This is a genomic window from Sulfitobacter sp. R18_1 (genome assembly GCF_017743915.1).
Classification (GTDB): domain Bacteria; phylum Pseudomonadota; class Alphaproteobacteria; order Rhodobacterales; family Rhodobacteraceae; genus Sulfitobacter; species Sulfitobacter faviae.
The window spans coordinates 25,301-47,963 of the sequence record NZ_JAGHRG010000014.1 but is presented as its reverse complement, the minus strand read 5'-3'; the positions used below and the strand labels follow the sequence as shown (position 1 = coordinate 47,963).

Sequence of the window (22,663 nt, the reverse complement as noted above, 5' to 3'; positions counted from 1 at the left end):
GAAGGATACTTCTGTGCGACGTTTGCGAGCGACATGTTTTTCAGCAGCCTTCTTAGCCTTTCTGGGGCTTGCGGGCTGCGGCTTTACCCCGGTTTACGGAACCGGGTCGCCGATTGGCCAAGTGCTGGCTGATATTCAGGTCGCGGCGCCGAGCAGCCGCGAAGATTATATGTTCGTCCGCAGTATGGAGGAGCGATTGACGCGTAATACTCAAGGCCGAAAGACCCTGCGATACGACCTGTCTCTTTCAGAAGTCGGTCTGGATATTATAGATGTGAGCCGCAGCCAGGTTCTTGGGAAGGTAACCTACGAGCTCATCGATGAGGCCAACGGAGAAGTGGTGGTCTCTGGTTCGGTGGAGTCGTTCACGTCTTTTTCGACGGTAGATGATTTTCCGACGCTGATGCGCAACGACGCTCAAGAGCGCTTAATCAATATTCTCGCTGACCGGGTCATGTCGGACCTGGCGGCGAAGCTCGCCATGACTTGATGGTTTGCCGGCGTCGCAAGGCGCCAACTTGTATCATGTTCGCCTATAAGCAAGCGGCTTAGACCGCGCGGACACGGCTAGGTGCTTTCCCGGTTTGCATCCTGCTGCTCGAAAGCGAGGAGAGGGTGCTAGAGCGTGCCATTTTGGCAGAGCGCCAACAATCAAGCGGGATTGTTTCCGTTAGGTAAACCTTGATTTTCTTGCCAGATGAGCTTTGTGGACATACTATAGTAAGTCACTAATCCTTTGGTATGTTTTTTCTGGACAAAGGTTGTGCCGAGCTATGTACGATAAAAAGTATGGACGCCCTTGTCTGGTTGCCGTCTGGGGAGATGGTGCTTTGGGGTTGGTGATGCGCGTTATTTGACGTGACGTTGCGCAGAGTGATGGAGCTGCCAGTTGGGCAAGTTTGAGAGCAGCAAGAGCGCGCAGGGGCGCGATCAAGTAGCCGATCAAGTCGGGTATAGCTCGATTCCGATAGGTTTGTTGCGGTCTTCAAACGATACGGGCCCACGCAGCACTGGTATCTCGGTCACCGCTGGTGCGATTGGCATGGGGCTGGCCGCGCAAAGCGCGTCTCAAGACGGATTGATGGCATTCGCAGCCACTTTGCCTGGAGCTGACGTTCTGGTCTCTCTTGCGAAGGGGGACACCCAAAGTCCTGCACAATCCGCGGATGTTGCGGGGGGTGAAGGTCTTGGTGGGGCTTCCCACTCTCAGGGAGCCGCAATCGAGGCTGAGGTTGACGTTGATCCTCTTCAAAAGACGGCTTTTGAATCCGCTGATGCCGAGTTGTCTGTCGCGCCGGGCATAGAAGAGGGCCAATTCACATCGCAGATTGGGGTCGATGCGAGCACTATTGGCAGCGTCTCAGGGCAGGGTGTGGCAAGCCTCCCGGCCAATCTCTCTGCAGACGCGCAACTCAATGTTGAGGCAGGGGCTGGTACAAACACCCCTGCCATTACGATTGTGCCTGGGGATCGTGTTCTTCCTGACGCTGACGATATTGTAGGAGATGAAGGCCCAGCCGGGGCGATCATAGGATCGGTCATCGGCGATGACGGTCTCGTGGGCGGTGTGCTCGACGGCGTCGTTGGAGACGGAGGTCTGCTTGATGTCGTGGTGGGCGAGGACGGCCTCGTGTCGGGCCTTCTTGGCGACGGCGGCGTTATCGATTCAGTTCTAGGCGACGGTGGCCTCGTTGATGGCCTTGTCGACGGCGTACTTGGCGAAGACGGCGTTGTCGATGCTCTGCTCGGCGATGACGGTCTCGTTGGCGGCGTGCTGGGTGACAACGGTGTTGTCGATATGGTGCTGGGCGACGACGGATTGGTCGGCGGTATTGTTGATGACTTGCTCGGCGATGACGGTCTCGTCGGTGGCGTGCTGGGTGACAACGGTGTTGTCGATATGGTGCTGGGCGACGATGGATTGGTCGGCGGTCTTGTTGGCGACGGCGGTGTTGTTGATGACTTGCTCGGCGATGACGGTCTCGTTGGCGGCGTGCTGGGTGACAACGGTGTTGTCGATATGGTGCTGGGCGGCGATGGATTGGTCGGCGGCCTTGTCGGCGACGGCGGTGTTGTTGATGACTTGCTCGGCGATGATGGCCTTGTCGGTGGCGTGCTGGGTGACAACGGTGTTGTTGATGTGGTGCTGGGCGACGAAGGATTGGTCGGCGGCCTTGTCGGAGACGGCGGCGTTGTTGATGACCTGCTTGGCGATGATGGCTTCGTCGGCGGCGTGCTGGGTGACAACGGTGTTGTCGATGTGGTGCTGGGCGACGATGGATTGGTCGGCGGCCTTGTCGGCGACGATGGCGTTGTGGGTGGCCTGCTCGGCGATGACGGTCTGCTTGGTGGATTGTTGGGCGGCGGTGGCTCTGAGCCCACTGAGATCGTTTCTGCGGATTTGGTTGATGCGGCGATCCCCGATGTTCCAGATGTTCTGGAGGCGGGGGCTGGGACTGTAGCCCAAGTTGCGGACGGCGTGCTTGGCGATGGTGGGTGGGTCGACAGTATTGCTGGCGATGATGGCCTTGTCGGCGGGGTTTTGAGCGACGACGGCGTCGTCGATATGGTGCTGGGCGATGATGCTCTGGCCGGCGGTCTTTTGGCTGAAGGTGGCGTGGTCGATGAGCTTGTCGGGGATGATGGCCTTGTCGGTGGGGTTTTGGGCGACGACGGTGTCGTCGATATGGTGCTGGGCAACGACGGTCTTCTTGGCAGCGTGCTGGGCGGTGGCAGCCCTGAGGTCGAAGACGCCGCCCCGACAGAGCTGCCGGATGCAACGCTCGTTGAGGTTTCAGAGGTTCTGGACGCAGGCACGGAGACTGTAACGCAAGTTGTTGGCGATGCGCTTAGTGAGACGGGGCCGATTGGCGGTATTGTTGGCAATGATGGCGTTGTTGATGACCTTCTTGCGAATGACGGGTTGGTCGGCGGGTTGCTGGGCGGCGAGGCTGCTGAAGCCGAAGATGACGTTCCGGCGGCGGTTGAGACGACACTCACCGAGGTTTCTGATGCTTGGGAGGAGGGGGCTGCAACTGCTGGAAGCGTGGTGGATGACGTGGCTGTTGTTGGTGGTATCCTTGGTGGTCTGCTGGGCGGACAGGCTGCGGCGTCTGAGGCTTCGCCTCTTACCGAGGAGCCGGTCGCGGATGCCTCGGGTGAGACAACATCTGAACCTGATGATGCTCAAGCATCGTTGGGCCAAGACGAGATCGATCCTGTCACTTCTATAGAAACACCTCAGAGCTCACCTGCCACCGACGTCTCTGACGCTGCTTTGCTTGATGATGTGTCGCCCTCAGAAGATGCAGGTGATGATGGGTTCCTCGATACATTGGTCGCGGGGGCTACAGAAGACCTATTGGGGTCTGCTGAAACACTTCTGGACCCCAGTGACCCACTTCTTGACGGGCTGCTGGGGGAGGATGATGTCTTCGGTCTCAACGTGGTTGAAGGTGATGAGGGGGATGATTTGTTTGCCGGGCTGGCAGGTGAGCAGGGGCTTACCGGCAGTTTGGTTGAGCAAGATGTCCTTGGCCTGTCCAATTCGGGTGGCGAGGATGCGCCTGATGCTGAGGTCGATAATCTGTTGAACGACATCCTTGCGGGTGGTGTGAGTGACATCACCGGCGAGGATGGGGCGTTCGATGCCCTGTTGAACAACGATGCGGCGGCCGAAGAAGAAGGCGAACTGCTCGCTGCCGACGATGCGGCCGTTGCCGAAGCGGGTGCTGTCGAGGGCGCACTCGACATTCTCTTCGATCAGAGTGCAGACTCAGGACACTCTCTCTTAGGTGGATTGCTCCAGGAGACTTCCGACCTCGACAACGGCTGATAGGCGTTGTCTGAACACTTAGGATCGGCGGCTATACGGGGCTCCGTTTTCGCCGCCTTTAGTGTGTTTATTGCGGTCTAAGCTATCCTTAAGGCTGTATTTTAAAATTCTGTCACAAAATCGGCTCAATTGGGCTGCATCCTTTTGGGCGAGGGGGGTTTCCGCTTGTAACGAAAGGCGCGAAAAGCTCTAATTAAACTACTTTAGGTTGGCCGGTTATTAGGCTGCAGCATCACTTGGTTGTGGTGCATATTATTGACAGAAAGGGCGTGTTTTGTCCGTTGGCGTAACGCTTAAGCAAAGAGGGGCCTCTGAGAGCGAGGACGTGCAAGCTGTGTCCAACATGTCTTTGGGCGCTCCGGCAGATATTGCACTTGCGCAGGGAACGCCTGCCATTGTCGGCTCCGAGAAGCTTGGCCCTGATTTGGCCCTGAGTTTTGCGGATGGCAAAACGCTGGTGGTGCGGGACTTTTTTGTGGTTGGTGAAGAGGGCGACTTCAGCCGCCTGCTGCTTCCTGATGGCGAGGCTTTTGTCACAGGTCTCATGGGCCCGGAGCCAATCTATAGCGCTCAAGAGGATGCCGCAAAGCCGGAAGTGCATGGGTCCGAGACGGACGCGGCACCCCAAGCCGACATTCCTGAGGTTGAGGGGGGCGCTGGAGAGAGCATGGATTGGTCTGGCCCGCTGCTTCTTGCGGGCACCGGCCTTACGCTGGGAGCAGGTGTCAGCTTTCTGTCGGAAAGCGATGAGGAAGAGACAGCTGATGGGGCGCCAAGTGAGGCGGAGGAGCTTTCACTTGCCGTCGACGAAATGATGGGGGCTGAGACCGACACGGTGGCACCCGAAGAATACGACTCCGAGGCGTCGACCGCCGATCCGGAGGCCGCCCACAGGCCCGAGGGCGCAGCTATGGAAGAGACCAATCCGACGGAGGATGCCGTGGAAAGCGCATTTGTCGGGGGGGCAAACATGACGGGAGCAGAGCTGCCGATGGCCGCGGAGTTCCCGCATGATTTACCACCAGAATTGATGACGGAGTTTGTTGGATGAGAGTTGCAAAGCGCAATTGGAATGTTTTCAGAGGCGCTGCGGGTTGGTTCTATTCCACGGCTGCCTTCGCGCTTGTTGTTGCTTTGGCCACACCGGTTAGCGCCCAAGTGTCGTTGCGCACGGCCGTATTACAAGCCACCGAACGAGACGGTGAGGTTGCTGCTCTGCGCCAAAAGGTGGCGAGCCGGTCCATCGACATTCAATCGGCCCGCGATGAATATTACCCCAGCATCAGCGTTTCGGGCGACACCTCGACGACAGATTCCGACGGTCCTGGGATTACTCTGACGGTCTCACAGGTCCTGTTCGACTGGGGGCTGATCCGCAGTAAGATTAACGCGGCATCTCATGTCCGTGTGCAGGCAGTCTCGGATCTGAAAATGGCTGTAGAGGGGCTGACCCTCCAGGTGGCCGAATATTTTATCGATATTGAGATGATCGATCGCAAGATTGAGCGGACCCGTGATTATACGGCGTTCGCTCAGCGGATTGCCGACCAGGCACAAGCCCGTGCTCAAGCGGGGATCGGTGACAATGGAGAGGTTGCGCGTGCCCGGCTTGAGATTGCACGTGCAGAAGACCAGTTGTCGCAGCTTGTGTCGAACCGTCGTATCGCATTGTCTCAAATCGAATTCCTAGTCGGCCGCCAGGTGGGCGCCATCGTGGTGCCGCCTGATCTTGGCTATGCCCGTCGCTATGCGGAAGCGGCCAAAATCCGATCCGCGGTGCGCATTTCTCCCGATTATGTCGCGGCCCGTGCCGGCGCGGATGAAGCCGCGGCGGGGGTAGAGACGGCCAAGGCCTCACGCCTGCCCACGATCAAATTGCAGGCCCAGGGTCGCGCGGCGCTGAATGGCGGCAAAAGCAGCGCCGCTATTGGTCTTTCCACGGGGGTGGACCTCAGTTCCAGTGGTCTTGGGCGCCGTAAGATTCAGTCAGCGGAGCTGAACCTACAGGCGGCAAAATCCACATTGGTGTTCACAGAAAGAGAGCTGACGAATACGGCCACCAGTGCTTTGCAGCAGATTAGCATTCTTCGCCGAACAGAGAACGCCCGGGCGCAGCAGCTGCTGGAATCTCAGCGGGTGCTGGACAACTACGAACAGCAGTTCATTGGCGGTCAGCGCGAACTTTTGGACCTGCTGACCACCGGCCGTGATCTTTACGATTCCGAGATTGAGAAAATTGACACCTACGAGGAGCGCAAGCGCACGGAATACCAAGCCGCGCATGATCTGGGTGTTCTAGGCACACTGATCATCAATGCGGCGTCCTAGATTTGGGGACGGTTGGTAAAGCACTATGACGCATGAAGGAGCAAAGATGAAAGACCATGACTGCGCGGGCTCCTTGATCGCTGGCCTTGTTGAACTTTGCCGGGTCCAAGGTGTCACGACGTCGCCCGAACAGCTCACTGACGGTCTGCCAAAATCAGGTGGTGCGGCACAGGGTGAGCAGATGGCGTCTCTTGCGCTGCGTCGGGTCAACATGAGCTGTCGGATGAGCCGGGAATCTCTGGACACTTTGCCTGCGCATTGCCTGCCTGCCTTGGTCTTTCTCAAAGACGGCCGCACCGTGGTTTTGGAGGGGCTGCCTGAGGCTCACGCACGGGTTATCTTGCCTGAATCGGGTGGCGGGCGCGCTTTATGGCCGCGCAGTAAGCTTGATGAGATGCATGACGGGCGGGTCTTGATATCGAAACCGATCGATATCGTGAGCAGCCGGCTAGATAATTCCAAGGATGGCCGACACTGGATTCTGGGCCCGGTTCTGAGCAACTGGGCCGTCTACCGAGATGTTGTTTGGGCATCTTTTGCGGCCAACTTGCTTGCGGTTGCGACAGCCCTGTTCTCAATGCAGGTTTATGATCGGGTGGTCCCGAGCAACGCTTTTGATACCCTATGGATCCTTGCCAGCGGTGTGGGTATTGCCATCGTTCTGGAGCTGGTGCTGCGCATTATGCGCGCGACGCTTGTGGATGTTTCTGGGCGTGATCTTGACCTGAAACTATCGGCGCAACTCTTTGATAAGGTTGCGAACATGCGGTTGAAGCATCAGCCGCCCTCCACCGGGGTTTTTGCCAATCAAGTGCGCGATTTTGCCACTGTGCGGGACTTCTTCACATCCAGTACCGTGACCGCCATCTGCGACTTGCCGTTTGTGCTGATCTTTGTCGGTGTGATCTGGTTTATCGGGGGGCCTGTGGCGCTGGTGGTGCTGGCGGGCGTGGTTCTGTCGGTTTTGCCCGGGCTGGTGATGCAAAAGAAGCTTGGGCGCGCCTCAAGAGAAAACACGCGTGAGGCTGCCGCGCTAAACGGACTTTTGCTGGAAACGATTTCGAATTTGGAGACTGTGAAAGCCTCGCGTGCTGAGGGCCGCCTACAACGTGCGCATGCCCAGCTGTCGGCCACGATGGCGACGACGGCGATTAAGACCCGCAGCATTACCAACTTTATGACCCAGCTTGTCAGCTCAGTGCAAAAGCTGGCCTATGCAGGCGTGATCATCACCGGTGTTTATTTGATCAGTGCGGGTGAGCTGACCGTGGGGAGCCTGATTGCTTGTACCTTGCTCTCGGGCCGTACGATGGCCCCGATGGGGCAGGTGGCTGGCCTCTTGGCGCGGTGGCAACATGTGCGGGCGGCGATGGAAGGGCTGGATCAGATCATGGATTTGTCCGTCGAACGTCCCGATGATCGCCACTTTGTACGCGCGCCTGCGCTGTCAGGTGCTTTTGTGCTGGACGACGTGGTGTTCCGTCATGATCCTCAAGCGCCGCCGGTCCTTTCTATCCCTGACCTTTCGATCAAAGCCGGTGAGCGTATTGCGCTGCTTGGGGGCAACGGGGCTGGGAAGTCGACGCTTTTGCGCATGATGGCGGGATTGACGGATCCGCAGTCGGGCAGCGTGTTGGTCGACAATCTGTCTTTAAGTCAGATCGACCCGATCGATCGGCGCCGTCAGATTGGCTATCTGCCGCAGAGTGTTGCGCTGTTCCAAGGCACTTTGCGGGACAATCTCCTTTTGGACCACGGCCTGCATTCTGACGAGGAGTTGCTTGAGGCTCTCGACGCGGTGGGTTTGGGGACGTTCGTGCGACGTCATGTGCGTGGACTTGACCTTCAGTTGCAGGGCAACGCGAATGTTTCTGGTGGGCAGCGCCAGTCAATTGGCCTCGCACGGGTATTGTTGCAAGACCCGCGGATTGTCTTGCTCGATGAGCCGACGGCGGCTTTCGACCACCTCACTGAAAGCAAGGTTATCGCCCATATGAAGGAATGGCTGCAGGGCCGGACGACGATTATTTCGACGCATAAGCGGGAGCTGTTGGGGCTCACGGAACGCGCCATCGTGCTGAAGGAAGGCCGGGTGGCACGGGACGGTGACCTGCTGAGCATCCTGAACACGGCCCGGGCCAATGCGGTTCAGAACAAACCGGTGAAGGCTGTAACATGACCACCGTCGATGAGATGCCAATCAGCCATTTGGATGGCAGCCACCGGCGTCAGACACTGAAGGTCGCGCGCTGGACGATACGGACGGTGGTCATCACTTTGATCATTGCTGTCGGATGGGCATCTGTCGCTCAGATCAATGAGATCACACGGGGCGACGGGCGTGTTATTCCTCTGCGCCGGATGCAGACGATCCAAAGTCTGGAAGGCGGGATTCTTGCGGAATTGGCGGTGCAAGAAGGGGATATTGTGAAAGAAGGTCAGACCTTGGCGCGCCTTGACCCAACCCGGTCTGAATCCGCCTTTCTCTCAGCAGAATCCGAGATCACCGCTTTGGTTGCAGAGGTCGCACGGTTGGAAGCAGAAGTGCTTGAGCGCCCTGTGTTGGACTTTGGCGAAGCGCCAAACAGTTCAGAGCTGACCGAACTAAAGCTGTTCAAGGCCAGGCGGACCAAGCTTGAGGCGTCCCTTGAGGCCCTTGAAGCCGAACGTACGGCTATTCAAGAACAAATAGATATCACGCGGCCCTTGGCGGCCAATGGTTCTGTCAGCCGTATCAACTTGCTTCAGTTGGAGCAAAAGAAGGCTGAGCTGGACGGTAAGATCAGCGAAACCCGCAATGTCTATGTGCAAGACGCCTATAAGGACTTGGCTCAGCGGCGAGCCAAGTTGGTGATGATGCAGCAAGAGCTGGTCCAAAAGCAGGACGAGTTTCGGCGAACGGAAATCCGGTCTCCAGTGTCAGGTCGGGTTAACAATATCGAAATCACGACACTCGGGGGCGTGGTTCAGCCAGGCGAGCCAATCATGCAGATTACGCCCACGGATGACCAGTTGATTATCGAGACAAAGGTCAAGCCGCGAGACGTTGCGCTGATTGCCCCGGGCATGCCCGCGAGTGTTAAGATTACGGCGTATGATTTTGCCACATATGGCGATCTGCGCGGTGTGGTGACGCAGATCTCCGAAGACACGGTCGAAGAGGATACGCCCCAAGGTCCCGCCGATTTTTACCGCGTTATGGTGCGCACAGAACGGAGCTATTTGGAGCGGTTCGGGGAGCAGTATGCAATCCGCCCTGGGATGATTGCCCAAGTTGATATTGAGAGCGGGGATCGATCCATTTTAAGCTATCTGACGCGCCCTATTCTTAAAGCGCGCCTTCATTAAACCTCGGTGGCGGGGCCGCTGCTGGCTCTATCCACTAAAAATACGACATAGAGAGTGCTGCCCTTGTCTTGTCTGCTGCCACCCTTAAGCGCGTTCTGCGCTCTGCCTTCCCTTGTGTTTCGATCTGCACCACTGGCGGTCGCAATGACAGTGTTGCTGCCATGGGCCGCAGCAGCCGAGGCACAGAATGTGCGCAGCGTGGAGGTTCGCGGTGCACAGTTTATCCCCGAGGACGATATCCGTAAGACTTGCGGGGCCGAAGCCGGGATCGCCTATTCTCAATGGGAGCTGATGGCGATCGAGGAATGCCTGATGTCGACCGGCGTGTTTGAAGCGGTGACCCTATCGCTGGAAGGTGATTTGCTGGTTATCGACGTTCAGGAGTTGGACACGCGGCCCGGCCGGATTGATGCAAGCCTTGCCTATGTCTCACAGGATGGGCTGACAGCCAGTTTGTCGTTCGAGCGCTATAACCTGTTTGACCGCACTTACGGTGCGGTGAGCCTTGAATACGGCGAGGAAGTACAGCGCTATAGTGCGAACCTCTATCGGACAGAAGCCTTCGAGACGTCGCTGGACTTGGGGTTTGAAGTCGTAGCAGGACGTGAAACCTTTGATGACCGCAGCTTTAGCTATGAGACGGTAAGAGCCGAAGCCTATCTTGCTTGGACGCAGGTGCCCGCCATACGGTTTGAAGGGGGCATAGGATACCGAGATCATCGGCTTTACGATCTTGATCCGAGCGCCAGTGCCTTGTTGGTGCGCGAACAGACCGACGGTATTGCAGCACCCTATGTTCGGTTTGGGCTGGCCCATAACAACTGGCCTGAGCCAGACGAAGGTGAAGCCCGGTGGCAGAACTTCGGCTACAGTGTAAAGTTGGATCAGTATTTTTGGAACGTCGGTACATCTGATCTGCTCTCCGATACACGCTTTGAAGCACGCATGCAGTTCCCGGTGGCAGACAAAACCCGTTTGCTATTTGGCTTCGATGCGGGCGCGGTCTCTGGCCTCGATGGCAACGCCTCCCGGGCCATCGATAGGTTCTACCCAGGCGCAGATAGTTTCCGCGGGTTCGCGCCGCGGGGCATTGGGCCTCGCGACGGGGAAGACGCCTTAGGCGGCAACAAATTCGTGCGCGCGTCGATCGAGTTGCAGCGCGATTTTGGGGAGCTGCTACAGACACCGGTTCTCGGAGGTATTTTTATAGATACCGGTGGAAGCTGGGGCTTAGAAGATACGCTCGACGGGGCTATTGATGATGGTTGGCATCGCAGAAGCAGCATTGGTGTCTCGCTCACCCTCGACATTGGGGCAACCCCGGTTGCGCTCTATGTCGCCACCCCAGTAGAGCGCGAACCTGGCGACGCACGGCAGACATTCGGTCTGGGGCTCAGTACACGTTTTTGAAGAAGAGCGAAGCTTGGGGGCAAATTAGGTGATTAGTTCGCGGTTAGCTTTGATAAGCATTACGGCGATAAATTCGTTTTCAAACGAAACCTAAACTGTTGAGACTCTCAACCTGGCCTGATTGTGATCCATGCTGTGAGGATGAACTAGGTCAGCACCTTTATAATGTCGCGGTTGCGGCGAGTTCTCTTACAAGTGAAAGGCATGGTTGATCTAGATAGAACACAATGGGATGCGCAAAACGTTTGGGTTACTTGCAGTTGGGCTTTGCTAGGCTTGATTTTTCCAATACTCTTTGTCAGCGTCAGAGCATCACCTCGATAAGGAACGGCCCCGGCTCCGCGCTGACATTCCTGATTGTCTCGTAGAGAGCTCGCGGGTCGGAGACGCGTCTGCCGGGGACGCCCATGCCGCGGGCAAGCTCGACGAAGTTCAACTCCGGACGGTTCAATTCCAGCATGTTCAGCGCCTCCGGCCCGGGGTTCGCGCCGACCTTGAAAAGCTCGTGCTTCAGGATCTGGTAGCCGTGGTTGGCGAAGATGATCGTGGTCACGTTCAATTCCTCGCGCGCTTGAGTCCAGAGCGCTTGCAGCGTGTACATGGCCGAACCGTCCGCTTGCAGGCTGATCACCGGGCGGTCGCGGCAGGCGACGGCGGCGCCGGTAGCCAGCGGGATACCGATGCCAATCGCCCCGCCAGTGATCGCCAGCCACGACATCGGCGGCGCCCCCGTGGAGCGCGCGGCCACGGAATTGGCGCTGGTCAGGCTCTCGTCCACCACGATGGCGCCCTCGGGCAGGGCCGCGGCTATGGCGGTCGAAAGTGCCGCGTCGTCCATCGGTCCCGAGGCTGGCGGCTCGCAGGGCGCGGTAGCGGGGAGTGGTCGGGGCTTGGCGCCGATCTCCTCGGCGAGGGCGGCGACGGCAGCGGGGCCATCCTGATCGAAATCCGCCAGCGGCAGCACGTCGCAGTCTCCGGGCAACAGCAGACTGGGCCGGTCGGGATAGGCGAAAAAGGCCACGGGGGGCAGCGCCTCGATCAGCACGGCGCGGCGGAACCGTGACAGCACCTTCAGCGCATCGTCGATCGGGTAGGGAATGCGGTGCAGCTCGAAATGACCCGCGCCGCGTTCAGCCCGGCGCAGCGGCCCCGAGGCCATGACCTCGGCCCCGGTCGCGGCGCCGATGTCCGACAACCGTTTCAGGGCTTCGGGCGATTCCAGCACGCCGCCGCCACAGAGGATAACCGCATCCGGCCCCAGCGAGGCCGCAGCACGGCGCAGCATTTCCGCGTCGAGCGCGCGCGGCTGCGTCGCTGCCGCCCGTTCTGCGGGCTCCATATTGCCGCCTTCGTCCCAGCCGATATCGGCGGGAATAATCAAGGTAGAGATCTGGCCCGGGTGGCCCCAAGCGGCCGCGAGCGCGTCCATCGCGTCACCGGCGATGGTTTCGGTCGAGCGGACGGTGCGGACCCAGTCGGAAAACACCGCCGCGGTGCCCGGCACATCGGCGGTCAGCGGCGCCTCGTAGCGCAAATGCCGCCGCGCGTGGTCGCCGACGAGGTTCAGGATCGGTGTGCGCGCCTTGCGGGCGTTGTGCAGATTGGCCCCGGCATTGGCGAGGCCGGGCGCGAGGTGCAGCAGCGTCACCGCAGGCTTGCGGGCCATACGCGCATAGCCATCCGCTGCGCCAGTCACCACCCCTTCGAAGAGGCCGAGGATACAATGCATCAGGCGAGTGCGGTCGAGCGCATCGACAAATTGCATTTCCGAAGTGCCGGGATTGGCAAAACACACGTCTACGCCTGCGCCGTGCAGGCTCCTGAGCAAGTTCTCTGCGCCGTTCATCTACTGTCCTATCTTCTGGCCTGCGGTGACAGACTCTCGTTGTTCCTTGGCGGCACGCAGCACGGCCAATCGCCGGGTCAGCTTGCCGCTGTCGAGCCTCGGCGCCGGCGTTTGCCGGGCAGCGGCGGCTTCGGCATGATGACAGGCCACCTCGGTCTCCCCGATCTTGCGCTTCTCCGGGCGCGCCTGGCGGCAAAGCTCCGTGGCCATCGGGCATCGCGGGTGGAATGCGCAACCGGGGGGCACCGCGAGGGCCGACGGCATGTCGCCTCGCAATTCCGCCGGATGGCGGGGCGCGCTCGGGTCGGGCAGGGGAACCGCCTTTATCAGGGATTGTGTATAGGGATGCAGTGGCGCCGTGAAAAGCGTTTTGGCCGGTGCCTCCTCCACGAAGCGGCCCAAATACATCACCGCGATACGGTCGGCGATGTGGCGCACCACGCTGAGGTCGTGGCTGATGAAGACATAGGCGAGCCCAAACTCGCGTTGCAGATCCTGAAGCAGGTTGACGATCTGCGCCTGCAAGGAGACGTCAAGCGCTGAGACCGGCTCGTCGCAAACGATCACCTCGGGGCGGGTCGCCAGCGCCCGCGCGATTCCGACGCGTTGGCGCTGGCCGCCGGAAAACTCATGGGGGTAGCGTTCGGCGTGAAAACGCGACAGGCCCGAGAGCGAGAGGACCTCGTCGACCTTGGCATCCAGCGTCCCGGCATCGGCAAGCTCATGCAGTAGAAGCGGCTCGGTCAGGGTTTCGCGCACCGTCATCCTTGGGTTAAGCGACCCGTAGGGGTCTTGAAAGATGATCTGCATCCGGCGTCGCGCGGCGCGGAGCTCTGCGGTGGACATTGCGGTGACCTCGTCGGAGCCAAGCTTGACGGTGCCAGCGGAAGGCTCGATCAGACGCAAGAGCGAGCGGCCGAGCGTAGACTTGCCGCAGCCCGACTCGCCTACGATCGCAAGGGTTTCGCCGCGTGCAAGGTCGAAGCTGACATCGCTGACCGCGCGCACCACCAGCTTGCCGCGGCGGAACATGCCGCGCGAGAGGGTGAAGTCCTTCGACAGGTTCGCGACGCTCAGTACGGGGTCGGTCATGGCGCGGGGCTCCTTTCGTCGATGGGGGCGTACCAGCAAGCGACCTCGTGCCCCGGCCCGATTTCGCGCATTGGTGGCGGCGTGCTACGACATTTGTCCGAGGCCAGCGGACAGCGCGGCGCAAAGCGGCAGCCGGGGATCTGCGCCCATGGCGGGGGCAGGGTGCCGTCGATGGTCTCGAGCCGGTCGGCCTTGTCGCTGATCCGCGGCACGGCAGCCATCAGCCCGATGGTATAGGGGTGCTGGGGATCGGCGTAGAGCCGGTCGGTCGGGGCGCGTTCCACCACCAGCCCGGCATACATGACCACCACGTCGTCGCAGGTCTCGGCCACAACGCCGAGGTCATGGGTCACCAGCATAATCGCCATGCCGGTGCGGTTTTGCAGGTCCTTCATCAATTGCAGGATCTGGGCCTGGATGGTGACGTCAAGCGCGGTTGTCGGCTCGTCGGCGATCAGCAGGTCGGGGTCATTGGCCAGCGCGATGGCGATCATCACCCGCTGGCGCTGGCCGCCCGAAAGCTGGTGCGGATAATCGTCAACCCTTTTGGCGGGCGAGGGCAGGCCAACAAGATCCAAGAGTTCGATCGCCCGCTTGCGAGCCGCGTCGGGCCGAGTGGTACCATGGGCGCGCATGGTCTCCGCAATCTGCTCGCCACAGGTATATACGGGGTTCAGGCTCGTCATTGGTTCTTGAAAGATCATCCCGATCCGGCCGCCACGCAGGGCGCGCATCTCACGCGGCGACAGCGCCAGCAGGTTCTGCCCATCAAAGGTGATTTTGCCGCCGCGGATCACCCCGGGGGGCTGCGGGACCAGTCCCATCACCGCGAGGGAGGTCACCGATTTGCCGCAGCCGGATTCACCCACGACGCCGAGCGTTCGTCCCCGGTCGACCGACAGGCTGACCCCGTCGACCGCGCGCATGACGCGGCCGCGGTCCTGAAAGCCGACCTGAAGGTCTGTCACGGTCAGAAGTGGACTCATCCGGCGACCTCGTAGGTCAGTGGTGAGACGTCGCGCGGGTGTCGACCGGCGAAGTCGAGCCCGGTAAAGCGCCCCTCGGCTCGGCGCTGCGCTTCTTCCAAGCGAGCAGTGGCGTCGGCGAGGTCGAAGGCCGCAACCTTGCCGTCGCTGACCACCTGACGTCCGTCGACAAAGACGTCTCGCACCGCGCGTTCGGCCGCAACGTAGATCAGCGAGCGCAGCGGGTCGCGTAGGGGCCGCATTGCAGGATGGGTCACGTCGGCCATGAAGAGGTCCGCCTTCATGCCCGGCGCCAGACGGCCGATGTCGTCCCGCCCGAGGATCGCCGCGCCGCCGACGGTGGCGGCGTCGAAGATATCATGGGTGCGTAGATCGAATGGGTTGCCGGACATCAGCCGCGAGTTGATCAGTGCGTGGCGCATCTCTTCGAGCATGTTGTGCGGGTAAGTATCGGTACCGATCCCAACCGGAATACCGCCACGGAGGTAGCGCCCGACCGATTGCATCGAGATGCCGCGGCGTTGGAATACTGTGGGGCAATGCGCGACTGCAGCACCGCTGTCGCACAGCAGAGTGAAATCGTCGGCCTCGGGCCAATGCAGTGAGGAATGGCTGTTGAGAAAGATGCCATGACCGATGATCGCGCCATGTTTCAGCACGCCGAGATCATGCAGCCACTCCAGCGGTGTGCGGCCATGACGGCGGGTGATCTCGTGGAACTCGACAACCGATTGGGCGGCGTGGATCTGGAACGGCACGCCGCGCGACTGCGCCTCGTCAAAGCTGTCGCGGATCAAGTCAGCGGTGCAGGTGTCGATTTGCGAAGGTGAGACCATGCCCGACAGCCGCCCCGAGGGATGTGCGTTGGCCTTGTCTATGACCTGCATCGCTTCGGCCATGGCATCGCGCCCGGCCTGTGCGTCCCACTCATATTCGACGACATGGCCGTTCTTGGTGAACCAGCGCGCCGAGCGGTACATCGGCGCCAAGACCGCGCGCAGGCCGGAACGGTCCAGAAGGTCGATCCAGTTATCATAGGGGACCGAAAGGTCGGTGAGAGTGGTCACACCCGAGAGCAACAGTTCCGACAGCGCCACTTCGGTGCAGGCCGTGGTGCCGTCCGCGTCGGGTCGGAACAGGGGCATGAACTCATAGAGCGAGCTCATGTAAAGCGCGGGACTGCCCAATTCGTCTAGGAAACCCTTGTTCATCGGCTCGGACAGCGGATGCGAATGGATGTTTACCAACCCGGGCGAGACCAGCCGCCCGCGGCCATCGATCTCGCGGTCGAAATGGCCATTGAAATGGCCACCCACCTGCAGAATGCGGTCGTCGCGGAACACAACGTCCTCGCCTTGCAGGTATTCGTGGCGGCCAATATCGTTGTTCCATGCAACGATCCACTCGGCGTTGCGGATGACGGTGGTTGCTGTGGCGCTCATGTCGGGGGTCCTTCGTGCGAATTGGGGCGCGGATAAAGAATTAATGAAATTGGGGTGAGTGGGGGCCGGTGTCCGGCCCGCCTTGGGGTCATTCCTTGTATTTGAGGTCGAGACCCTTGTAGAAACCAGCGCCGTAGTTGTTATGCGGCTGGATGGGCTCGAGCTTGTCGGATTGCGCGATGAACATTGGCTCGTGATATAGCGGCAGCCAGACGGCGGCGTTATGCACCTTTTCCAAAACCTTACCGTAGGCCGCGGCGCGGTCCGTGTCCGACAGGGCGGTCTTGCCGGTCTGCAGCAGTTCGTCGGTCTCTGGGTCGTTCCAATTCATCCGGTTCGGCGTCGGCATATTCTGGGAGCGGAAGTAGAGATTGAGTGCATCGCCGGAAGAGACGTAAGGATAGCTCATTCCGAAGACATCGAACTCCTGCGTCGCAAGCTTGCCCCAGGCGACGGTCGCATCGAAGGCCTGGATTTCCATTCCGACGCCGATCTTGAGCAGTTCGGCTTGAACGAATTCCGAGATCTTCTGCCAGCCCGAGCCGGCGAAGACATAGGCCGTTGGCCGCAGCTCCACCCCGTCCTTGGCGCGCACACCATCGGGACCGGGCGTCCAGCCGGCTGAGTCGAGCAGCGTCTTGGCCTTTTCGGGGTCATGGCGCAGCAACTTGTCGTCAAGTTTACTGTTCCAGTCGAGCGCGGCCTGCGAAACATAACTATAGGCCGGCTCCACTTCGCCGAACATCAGGTCCTCGGCTAGGGCTTCCTGGCTGACGGCAAGGTTCATGGCCTGCCGCACGGCCGGGTCCGAGACGGTTTCCTTGTCGATCTTGAACCCCATAAAATAGGTCCAGAAAGCGTTGTCTGACTGCTGTACCGACACCCCCGGCGTATCGCGGAGCTGTTGCAGGGCGATGGCGGGCACGTATTGCGTGGCCTCGGATTGGCCGGTGACCAGCGCCACGGTGCGGGTGTTCTCTTCAGGCACGATCTGCCAGGTGATCTTGGCCAAATGGGCGGCGCCGTCGTTCTCGTAGAACGCCGGGCCCCAGTTGTAGCCCTCGTGGCGGGTCATCACCATCTTGTCGCGCGGGGTCCAACTTTCCCAGCAGAATGGGCCGGTGCCGACGAAACCGTTGATGCCGAAATCCTCGCCCAGTTCTTCGACGCTTTCCTTGGCGATCACCGTCGCGAAGCTCTGGGTGAGCTGATAGAGCAGTTCGGAAAACGGCTGTTCAAGACGGTATTCCACCGTGCGATCGTCCAGTGCCACCACGTCGGCGACGTCACCGGCGCGCCATGAGACTGGCGAATTGGTCTCGGGATCGATCCAGCGCTTCATCGAATAGACCACGTCCTCGGCAGTCATCTCCCGGCCGTTGCAGAACTGCACTCCTTCCTTAATGTGGAAGGTATAGACGAGCCCGTCATCCGAAACTTCCCAGCGTTCGGCCAACCCGTCGGTCACGGTCTGCATGTCGGGTTCGAGCGAGACTAGCGTGTCGCCGAGCATAAATAGGGCCTCGGCGGCGGCCCGGGCGGTGGTCTTGTGCGGATCGTAATTGTTGCTGTCGACCTCGCGCACGATGGTCAGCTCCTGCGCCGCGAGTGGGGCGGCGAGGGCCGTGAGGGCGGTTGCGGTAAGCAGTCTTTTCAGTGGCGTCATCTTCGGTCTTCTCCTCTGTTGGCGCCCCGATTGCCGGGGTCGGTTCTTGGGTTATGAGCGTAGACGCGGGTCCAGAACGTCGCGGATCGCATCGCCGGTGATATTGGCGGCCAGCACGATCACGAAGATCGCCAGCGAAGGGATGATTGCGATATGCGGGGCAAAGAGCATGAAGTCGCGCCCCTGCGAAGCCATCATCCCCAGTTCCGCCGCCGGTGGGCGTGCCCCGAGGCCGAGGAAGCTGAGCGCGGCCCCGATCAGGATGATCTGGCCAAAGCGCAGGCTAACGAAAATCATGATCGCTGAGATGCTGTTGCGCAGAAGGTAGCGGGTGAAGAGCGCGCGGTCCGACAGGCCAATGGCGCGCCCTGCCTCGATATACTCCTGCTCCATCACGCCGATGGCGATGGAGCGGGCGATACGGGCGCTGTCGGGCACGGTGGCAATGGACAGGGCGATGATCACCGGCAGAGCTCCGGGACCAAAAATCGCCACCAGCGCCAGCCCCAGAAGGATTGCCGGGAAGGACAGCATGATGTCCGCAAACCGCATCACGTAGGGATCGATGCGCCGGTAAAAGGCGGAGAGAAGTCCCAGAAGGGAACCGACAGTGCCACCGAGACCCACGGAAAGCAGGCCGATAAGAAGGGTTAGTCGGGTGCCGTAGAGCAGGCGGCTCAGGATGTCGCGCCCCTGACCGTCGGTGCCGAGTAGATGGGTCGCATTGCCACGCTCGGCCCAGACCGGTGGCTGCATTACCGCGCGGGTGCCCTCGTAGGGATCATGCGGGGCGAGGAAAGGGGCGAAAAGCGCCGCAAGGGTGATCCCGACCAGCACGATGAGCGCCAGTGCCGCGGCCCGGTCGCGCAGCAGGGCTTTCCACCAAACCTGCCGGCGCGGGGCGGTATCGTCGAGCGGAGCGGTCGTGCTTACATTCATCGTTTCTGCACCCTTGGATCGAGAATGGCGTAGAGAATGTCGACGATCATGTTGATTATGATGAAGGCCAGCGCGAGCACGAGGATGCAGCCCTGCGCCAGCGGGTAGTCCGACGACAGGATCGCGCCGACCGACAGCCGGCCGATACCCGGATAGGAAAAGATCGTCTCGGTCACCACCGCGCCGCCCAGGAGATAGCCCGCCTGCAGGCCCACGAGGGTGACCACCGGGATGAGCGCGTTGCGCAGCCCGTGCCGTAGGATCACCTGCCGCTCGGTCAGCCCCTTCGAACGGGCGGTGCGCACGTGATCGAGACGGAGCACCTCGAGCACCGAAGACCGGGTCATTCGCGCTACCGGCCCGATGAAGATCAGCCCGAGCGACAGCGCCGGCAAGGCGATGTGGCGCAGCCCATCGACGGTCCAGAGCGGTCCGCCACGTCCGATGAAGGGGAACAGCTGCCATTTCACGCCGAACCATTGGATCAGCAGCAGGCAGATGAAGAAGATCGGCAGGGAAACCCCGGCCACCGAAAAAGCCATCACCGCCCTGTCCAGAAGTGACCCGCGCCAGACACCGGCGAGGGTGCCCATGGCGATCCCGAGAGGGATCGACCAGATCAGGCAGGCCAGCATCAGCTCGACGGTCGGCACGATCGCGGCCGCAAGCTCGCTCATCACCGTCTTGTTGGAGATGAAGGAGCGACCCAGATCACCCTGCAAGACCCGCTCGACATAGCCCCAGAACTGCGCCCAGAGCGGGCGATCGAGCCCCATCTTTTCGCGGATCTGCTCGACCACCTCGGGCGGGGCCATCGCCCCAGCAAAGACCCGCGCCGGGTCGCCGGGCGAAAGCTGTACCAGCAGGAAACCCAGCACGAGCACCCCGATGAGCACCGGGATCGATTGCAGCAGACGTTTGGTCAGCGTGTCCAGCATTGCCTATGCTCGCTCGAAGACGACATCGCCGCCAAGCACGGCCAGATCACAACGCGTGTCGAGGATGTCCTCGACGTCGATCTCGAAGAGGTCCCGGTCAAAGACTGCGACATCGCCCAGCTGCCCGGGGACCAGTTGACCCTTTACAGTCTCCTCGCGGGCGGCATAGGCCGAGGCCCAAGTGTAGGCGTGCAACGCCTCTTCCATGCTCAGGGTCTGGTCCGGGCCGAGCAGGGTGCCTTGCCGGGTCTTGCGCGTGACCATGTTGTAGATCACCGGCATCGGTGCGATTTCGGTCACCGGGCAGTCGGTCGAGGCCGAGGGGTGCAGACCTGCGTCGATCCAGCGCCGCATCGGATGCGAGGCGGTGACCCGGGCTTTGTCCAGCACGGTGAGGTAGAGGTCCCCGAACCAATAGAGGAACGACGGCTGCGGCACCGGCAAGACATGCATGTCGACCATGCGCTGCATCTGGTCCCCCGACAGCCAACCGCAATGTTCGATCCGGTGGCGGCGATCGGGGTCGGGACTGTCCGCCAAAGCGGCCTCATAGGCGTTCAGAACCTCCTCGATCGCCGCGTCGCCGATTGCATGGATCGCCATCTGGTAGCCCTTGCGGTGGGCATCGAGGACCATCGCGTTCAGCTCTTCCTGATCGGGAATACAAAGCAGGCCCTTGTCGTCCGGATCGCCGCCCAAATAGGGCTCTTTCATCGCCGCGGTGCGGCCCCCGGCGCTGCCGTCGGTAAAGATCTTCACTGGCCCGATACGGAACATCTCGTCGCCGGTGCCGGTCACCAGCCCCTCGTCATGAGCCTGCGACAGGATTGAACGGGTCTTGTCGCCCATCAGCACACCGTAGGTGCGCACCGGCAGGCGGCCCTCGCGGTGGGCGCGCTGATAAGCCTCCATCTCGGTCCAGCCGTCGCGAATGCCGATCGCGGCCTCCATGCAAGAGGTGATGCCGTAGGACAGAAGATCGTGGCCGCCGCGTTCGATCGAGCCGACGAGGTCCTCGACCGACTTGCGTGGCATCACTGCCATCAGCGGCTCGCGCCCGGTTTCGGCCACGAGCCCGGTCAATACGCCGTTTTGCTTCTCGATCAAGCCGCCTTCGGGAGAGGGTGTGTCGTTGTCAATCCCGGCGGCCTGCATCGCCAATGTGTTGGCGACGGCGAGATGGCCATCGGTGCGCACGATGTAGACCGGATGATCGGGGCAGGCCGCGTCAAGCTCGTGCAGCATCGGATGGCGTTTTTCGTCGAAGGCGAAATGATCGTAACCCCGTCCCACGACCCAATCGCCCTTGGGGGTCTGCGCCGCCCGCTCGCGTAGCGCGTCGAGCAGGCTTTGGAGCGTTGGCGCCGCCGAGGGCCGCAGGTCGACCTCGGCCATGGCGGTGCCGTAGGGCAAGAGATGCATGTGGGCGTCGTTGAGCCCGGGCGTCGCGAGGCGTCCGTCCAACTCGATGACCTTAGTCCCGGGGCCGCGCAGCGCTTCGATCTCCGCGTCCGTCCCGGTGGCCATGACCCGCCCGCCACCGATGGCGATGCTCTGGGCAAAGCCGAGGTTCTGACCCCGCCAGATCTTTCCTCCCCTGAGGATGGTGTCGGCGCTTCCGCGTGGCTCGGGCATCGAGAGGATCCTTTCGGAATGGATTGGTTAACCACATGTTAATCAATCCCCCCCGATGTCGGTCAATCTGGGACAAACGAGGCCGATCGGGGATGCACGTAGCGCGAGAAGCGATATTAATGCATTGTTAATAATGTAAAAAATATACCTCTTTGTTCACTCTGAGGTATATAGAAAAATTTATTCTATCGCTGTGATCGGTTATATATGTCGGCGCGATGCTGGTGGGTCATGATTGGAGAATGGTGAATCTCCTGCCCGATAATCTCGAGGAATCGATCCGCGATCCGGCGTCTGGGGCCGTGGATTCCCGGGCCTACCAAAGCCACGGCGGCGATCTGGGTGGCAGGGTAGAAGCGCCGGATGGAATAGAGGTTCGAGGCAAAAAGCTCGGCTACATAGGGGTCGACCACCGCAACTCCCAGCCCCTTCTGCACCATCGCGCAAGCAGTCTGGGCAAAGCGCGTTTCGATCTTGGGCCGGTAACGAATGCCCTGTCGGTTGAACGCGGCCTCGACCAGGGGTGTGATGACCTCGCCGGCGCTGATGATCCGGTCATTCTGCAGGTCCGCCGGTCCGATGGTCGCTCGCTTGGTTAGGGCATGGTCGCGCGGCACGATGACCACCAGATGGGCCCGCGCTAGAAGATGCCAGGCGCCCTCATTGATATTACCGAATGTGAGTCCGAGGTCGGCCTGTCCCATATCGACCGCTTCGCGCACTTGGGCATCGTCCCGAACAGTGACCACCACGTCAAGCTCGGGGAACTCGTCCATCAGCGCATCCAACGCCACTAGTGCGACGCCATGCCCGACCGACGGTGACGCGTAAATGCGCAGCGGCGACAAGCCGACCGTGCCGACGCGTGCCACCTCGTTCCTGAGGTTCGAAACGGCGTTAAAGACCGGAGCGGTGCTCTGCGCTAGACGGATGGCAGCATCGGTGGGCCGCAACTGACGGCCGTCACGTTCAAAGAGGTTGACCCCGAGGTCTTCTTCTAGTTTCCGGATCGCCGCAGAGACTGCAGGTTGGGAGATCTCTAGCAGTTCAGCGGCATCGGTGATGCGTTCAACCTTCATAACCGCGTCGAAAATCTCGAGCATGCGGATTTTAAGGGGGCCTCGCTGCACTTCGCGATCCTTAATTTAGCTGCCATCACTGCGAAGATTAAATCTTAACCCTTTGGCAAAAGTAAATA

16 protein-coding genes are annotated in these 22,663 nt (G+C 60.7%); 7 read left to right on the top strand and 9 right to left on the bottom strand.

Translation table 11 applies throughout. The annotated features are described in order from the left end of the window. The first annotated feature begins 13 nt into the window (after positions 1-13). The 7 genes from J7392_RS21855 to J7392_RS21825 all read left to right on the top strand — a co-directional run bounded on the left by J7392_RS21855 (position 14) and on the right by J7392_RS21825 (position 10,921). A complete protein-coding gene (locus tag J7392_RS21855) occupies positions 14-490 on the top strand; it encodes a hypothetical protein (protein ID WP_209219425.1) in 477 nt (158 codons plus the stop codon). 882 nt (positions 491-1,372) lie between these two features. After that, a complete protein-coding gene (locus J7392_RS21850; protein WP_209219424.1) occupies positions 1,373-3,835 on the top strand; it encodes a hypothetical protein in 2,463 nt (820 codons plus the stop codon). Between the two features lie 334 nt (positions 3,836-4,169). Further along, entirely contained in the window at positions 4,170-4,886 is a 717-nt protein-coding gene (locus J7392_RS21845; RefSeq protein WP_209219423.1) for a hypothetical protein, read from the top strand. Continuing rightward, entirely contained in the window at positions 4,883-6,163 is a 1,281-nt protein-coding gene (locus J7392_RS21840; RefSeq protein ID WP_209219422.1) for a TolC family protein, read from the top strand. Before J7392_RS21845 ends, J7392_RS21840 begins: the two co-directional genes overlap by 4 nt. Before the next feature lie 73 nt (positions 6,164-6,236). Then, positions 6,237-8,342, top strand: coding sequence for a type I secretion system permease/ATPase (locus J7392_RS21835; RefSeq protein WP_247744710.1), 2,106 nt, complete (start codon positions 6,237-6,239; stop codon positions 8,340-8,342). Beyond that, the gene (locus tag J7392_RS21830) at positions 8,339-9,511 is read left to right on the top strand and encodes an HlyD family efflux transporter periplasmic adaptor subunit (protein ID WP_168613087.1); all 1,173 of its coding nucleotides are present in this window, start codon (positions 8,339-8,341) and stop codon (positions 9,509-9,511) included. The genes J7392_RS21835 and J7392_RS21830 overlap by 4 nt, the downstream gene beginning before the upstream one ends. A 144-nt stretch (positions 9,512-9,655) precedes the next feature. Next, positions 9,656-10,921, top strand: a complete 1,266-nt coding sequence (locus J7392_RS21825; RefSeq protein WP_209219421.1) for a BamA/TamA family outer membrane protein — start codon at positions 9,656-9,658, stop codon at positions 10,919-10,921. 304 nt (positions 10,922-11,225) lie between these two features. Here the strand turns inward: J7392_RS21825 and J7392_RS21820 are convergent, their stop codons facing one another. From J7392_RS21820 to J7392_RS21780, 9 genes are all read right to left on the bottom strand, one after another. Continuing rightward, entirely contained in the window at positions 11,226-12,767 is a 1,542-nt protein-coding gene (locus J7392_RS21820) for an acetolactate synthase large subunit (protein ID WP_209219420.1), read from the bottom strand. Further along, the gene (locus J7392_RS21815) at positions 12,768-13,859 is read right to left on the bottom strand and encodes a dipeptide ABC transporter ATP-binding protein (protein WP_209219419.1); all 1,092 of its coding nucleotides are present in this window, start codon (positions 13,857-13,859) and stop codon (positions 12,768-12,770) included. After that, positions 13,856-14,845: an ABC transporter ATP-binding protein gene (locus J7392_RS21810; RefSeq protein WP_209219418.1), complete on the bottom strand. Its 990-nt coding sequence runs from the start codon at positions 14,843-14,845 to the stop codon at positions 13,856-13,858. The genes J7392_RS21815 and J7392_RS21810 overlap by 4 nt, the downstream gene beginning before the upstream one ends. Continuing rightward, positions 14,842-16,287, bottom strand: coding sequence for an amidohydrolase family protein (locus J7392_RS21805; RefSeq protein ID WP_209219417.1), 1,446 nt, complete (start codon positions 16,285-16,287; stop codon positions 14,842-14,844). Before J7392_RS21805 ends, J7392_RS21810 begins: the two co-directional genes overlap by 4 nt. Positions 16,288-16,375: 88 nt before the next feature. Further along, complete coding sequence (locus J7392_RS21800) at positions 16,376-17,953, bottom strand: ABC transporter substrate-binding protein (RefSeq protein ID WP_209219416.1); 1,578 nt, start codon at positions 17,951-17,953, stop codon at positions 16,376-16,378. 51 nt (positions 17,954-18,004) lie between these two features. Further along, positions 18,005-18,892: an ABC transporter permease gene (locus J7392_RS21795; protein ID WP_209219415.1), complete on the bottom strand. Its 888-nt coding sequence runs from the start codon at positions 18,890-18,892 to the stop codon at positions 18,005-18,007. Further along, complete coding sequence (locus J7392_RS21790; protein WP_209219414.1) at positions 18,889-19,830, bottom strand: ABC transporter permease; 942 nt, start codon at positions 19,828-19,830, stop codon at positions 18,889-18,891. The genes J7392_RS21795 and J7392_RS21790 overlap by 4 nt, the downstream gene beginning before the upstream one ends. 3 nt (positions 19,831-19,833) lie before the next feature. Then, on the bottom strand, positions 19,834-21,465 hold the full coding sequence (locus tag J7392_RS21785) for an amidohydrolase (protein ID WP_209219413.1): 1,632 nt from the start codon (positions 21,463-21,465) through the stop codon (positions 19,834-19,836). A gap of 185 nt (positions 21,466-21,650) precedes the next feature. Continuing rightward, a complete protein-coding gene (locus tag J7392_RS21780) occupies positions 21,651-22,568 on the bottom strand; it encodes a LysR family transcriptional regulator (protein ID WP_209219412.1) in 918 nt (305 codons plus the stop codon). Positions 22,569-22,663: the final 95 nt, after the last annotated feature.

Bases quoted from the DNA above. Each gene is read 5' to 3' on its own strand.
- J7392_RS21820 (WP_209219420.1), bottom strand. From the start codon at position 12,767: ATGAACGGCGCAGAGAACTTGCTCAGGAGCCTGCACGGCGCAGGCGTA.
- J7392_RS21795 (WP_209219415.1), bottom strand. From the start codon at position 18,892: ATGAATGTAAGCACGACCGCTCCGCTCGACGATACCGCCCCGCGCCGG.
- J7392_RS21840 (WP_209219422.1), top strand. From the start codon at position 4,883: ATGAGAGTTGCAAAGCGCAATTGGAATGTTTTCAGAGGCGCTGCGGGT.
- J7392_RS21810 (WP_209219418.1), bottom strand. From the start codon at position 14,845: ATGAGTCCACTTCTGACCGTGACAGACCTTCAGGTCGGCTTTCAGGAC.
- J7392_RS21825 (WP_209219421.1), top strand. From the start codon at position 9,656: ATGACAGTGTTGCTGCCATGGGCCGCAGCAGCCGAGGCACAGAATGTG.
- J7392_RS21815 (WP_209219419.1), bottom strand. From the start codon at position 13,859: ATGACCGACCCCGTACTGAGCGTCGCGAACCTGTCGAAGGACTTCACC.
- J7392_RS21785 (WP_209219413.1), bottom strand. From the start codon at position 21,465: ATGCCCGAGCCACGCGGAAGCGCCGACACCATCCTCAGGGGAGGAAAG.
- J7392_RS21790 (WP_209219414.1), bottom strand. From the start codon at position 19,830: ATGCTGGACACGCTGACCAAACGTCTGCTGCAATCGATCCCGGTGCTC.
- J7392_RS21780 (WP_209219412.1), bottom strand. From the start codon at position 22,568: ATGCTCGAGATTTTCGACGCGGTTATGAAGGTTGAACGCATCACCGAT.
- J7392_RS21805 (WP_209219417.1), bottom strand. From the start codon at position 16,287: ATGAGCGCCACAGCAACCACCGTCATCCGCAACGCCGAGTGGATCGTT.
- J7392_RS21830 (WP_168613087.1), top strand. From the start codon at position 8,339: ATGACCACCGTCGATGAGATGCCAATCAGCCATTTGGATGGCAGCCAC.
- J7392_RS21800 (WP_209219416.1), bottom strand. From the start codon at position 17,953: ATGACGCCACTGAAAAGACTGCTTACCGCAACCGCCCTCACGGCCCTC.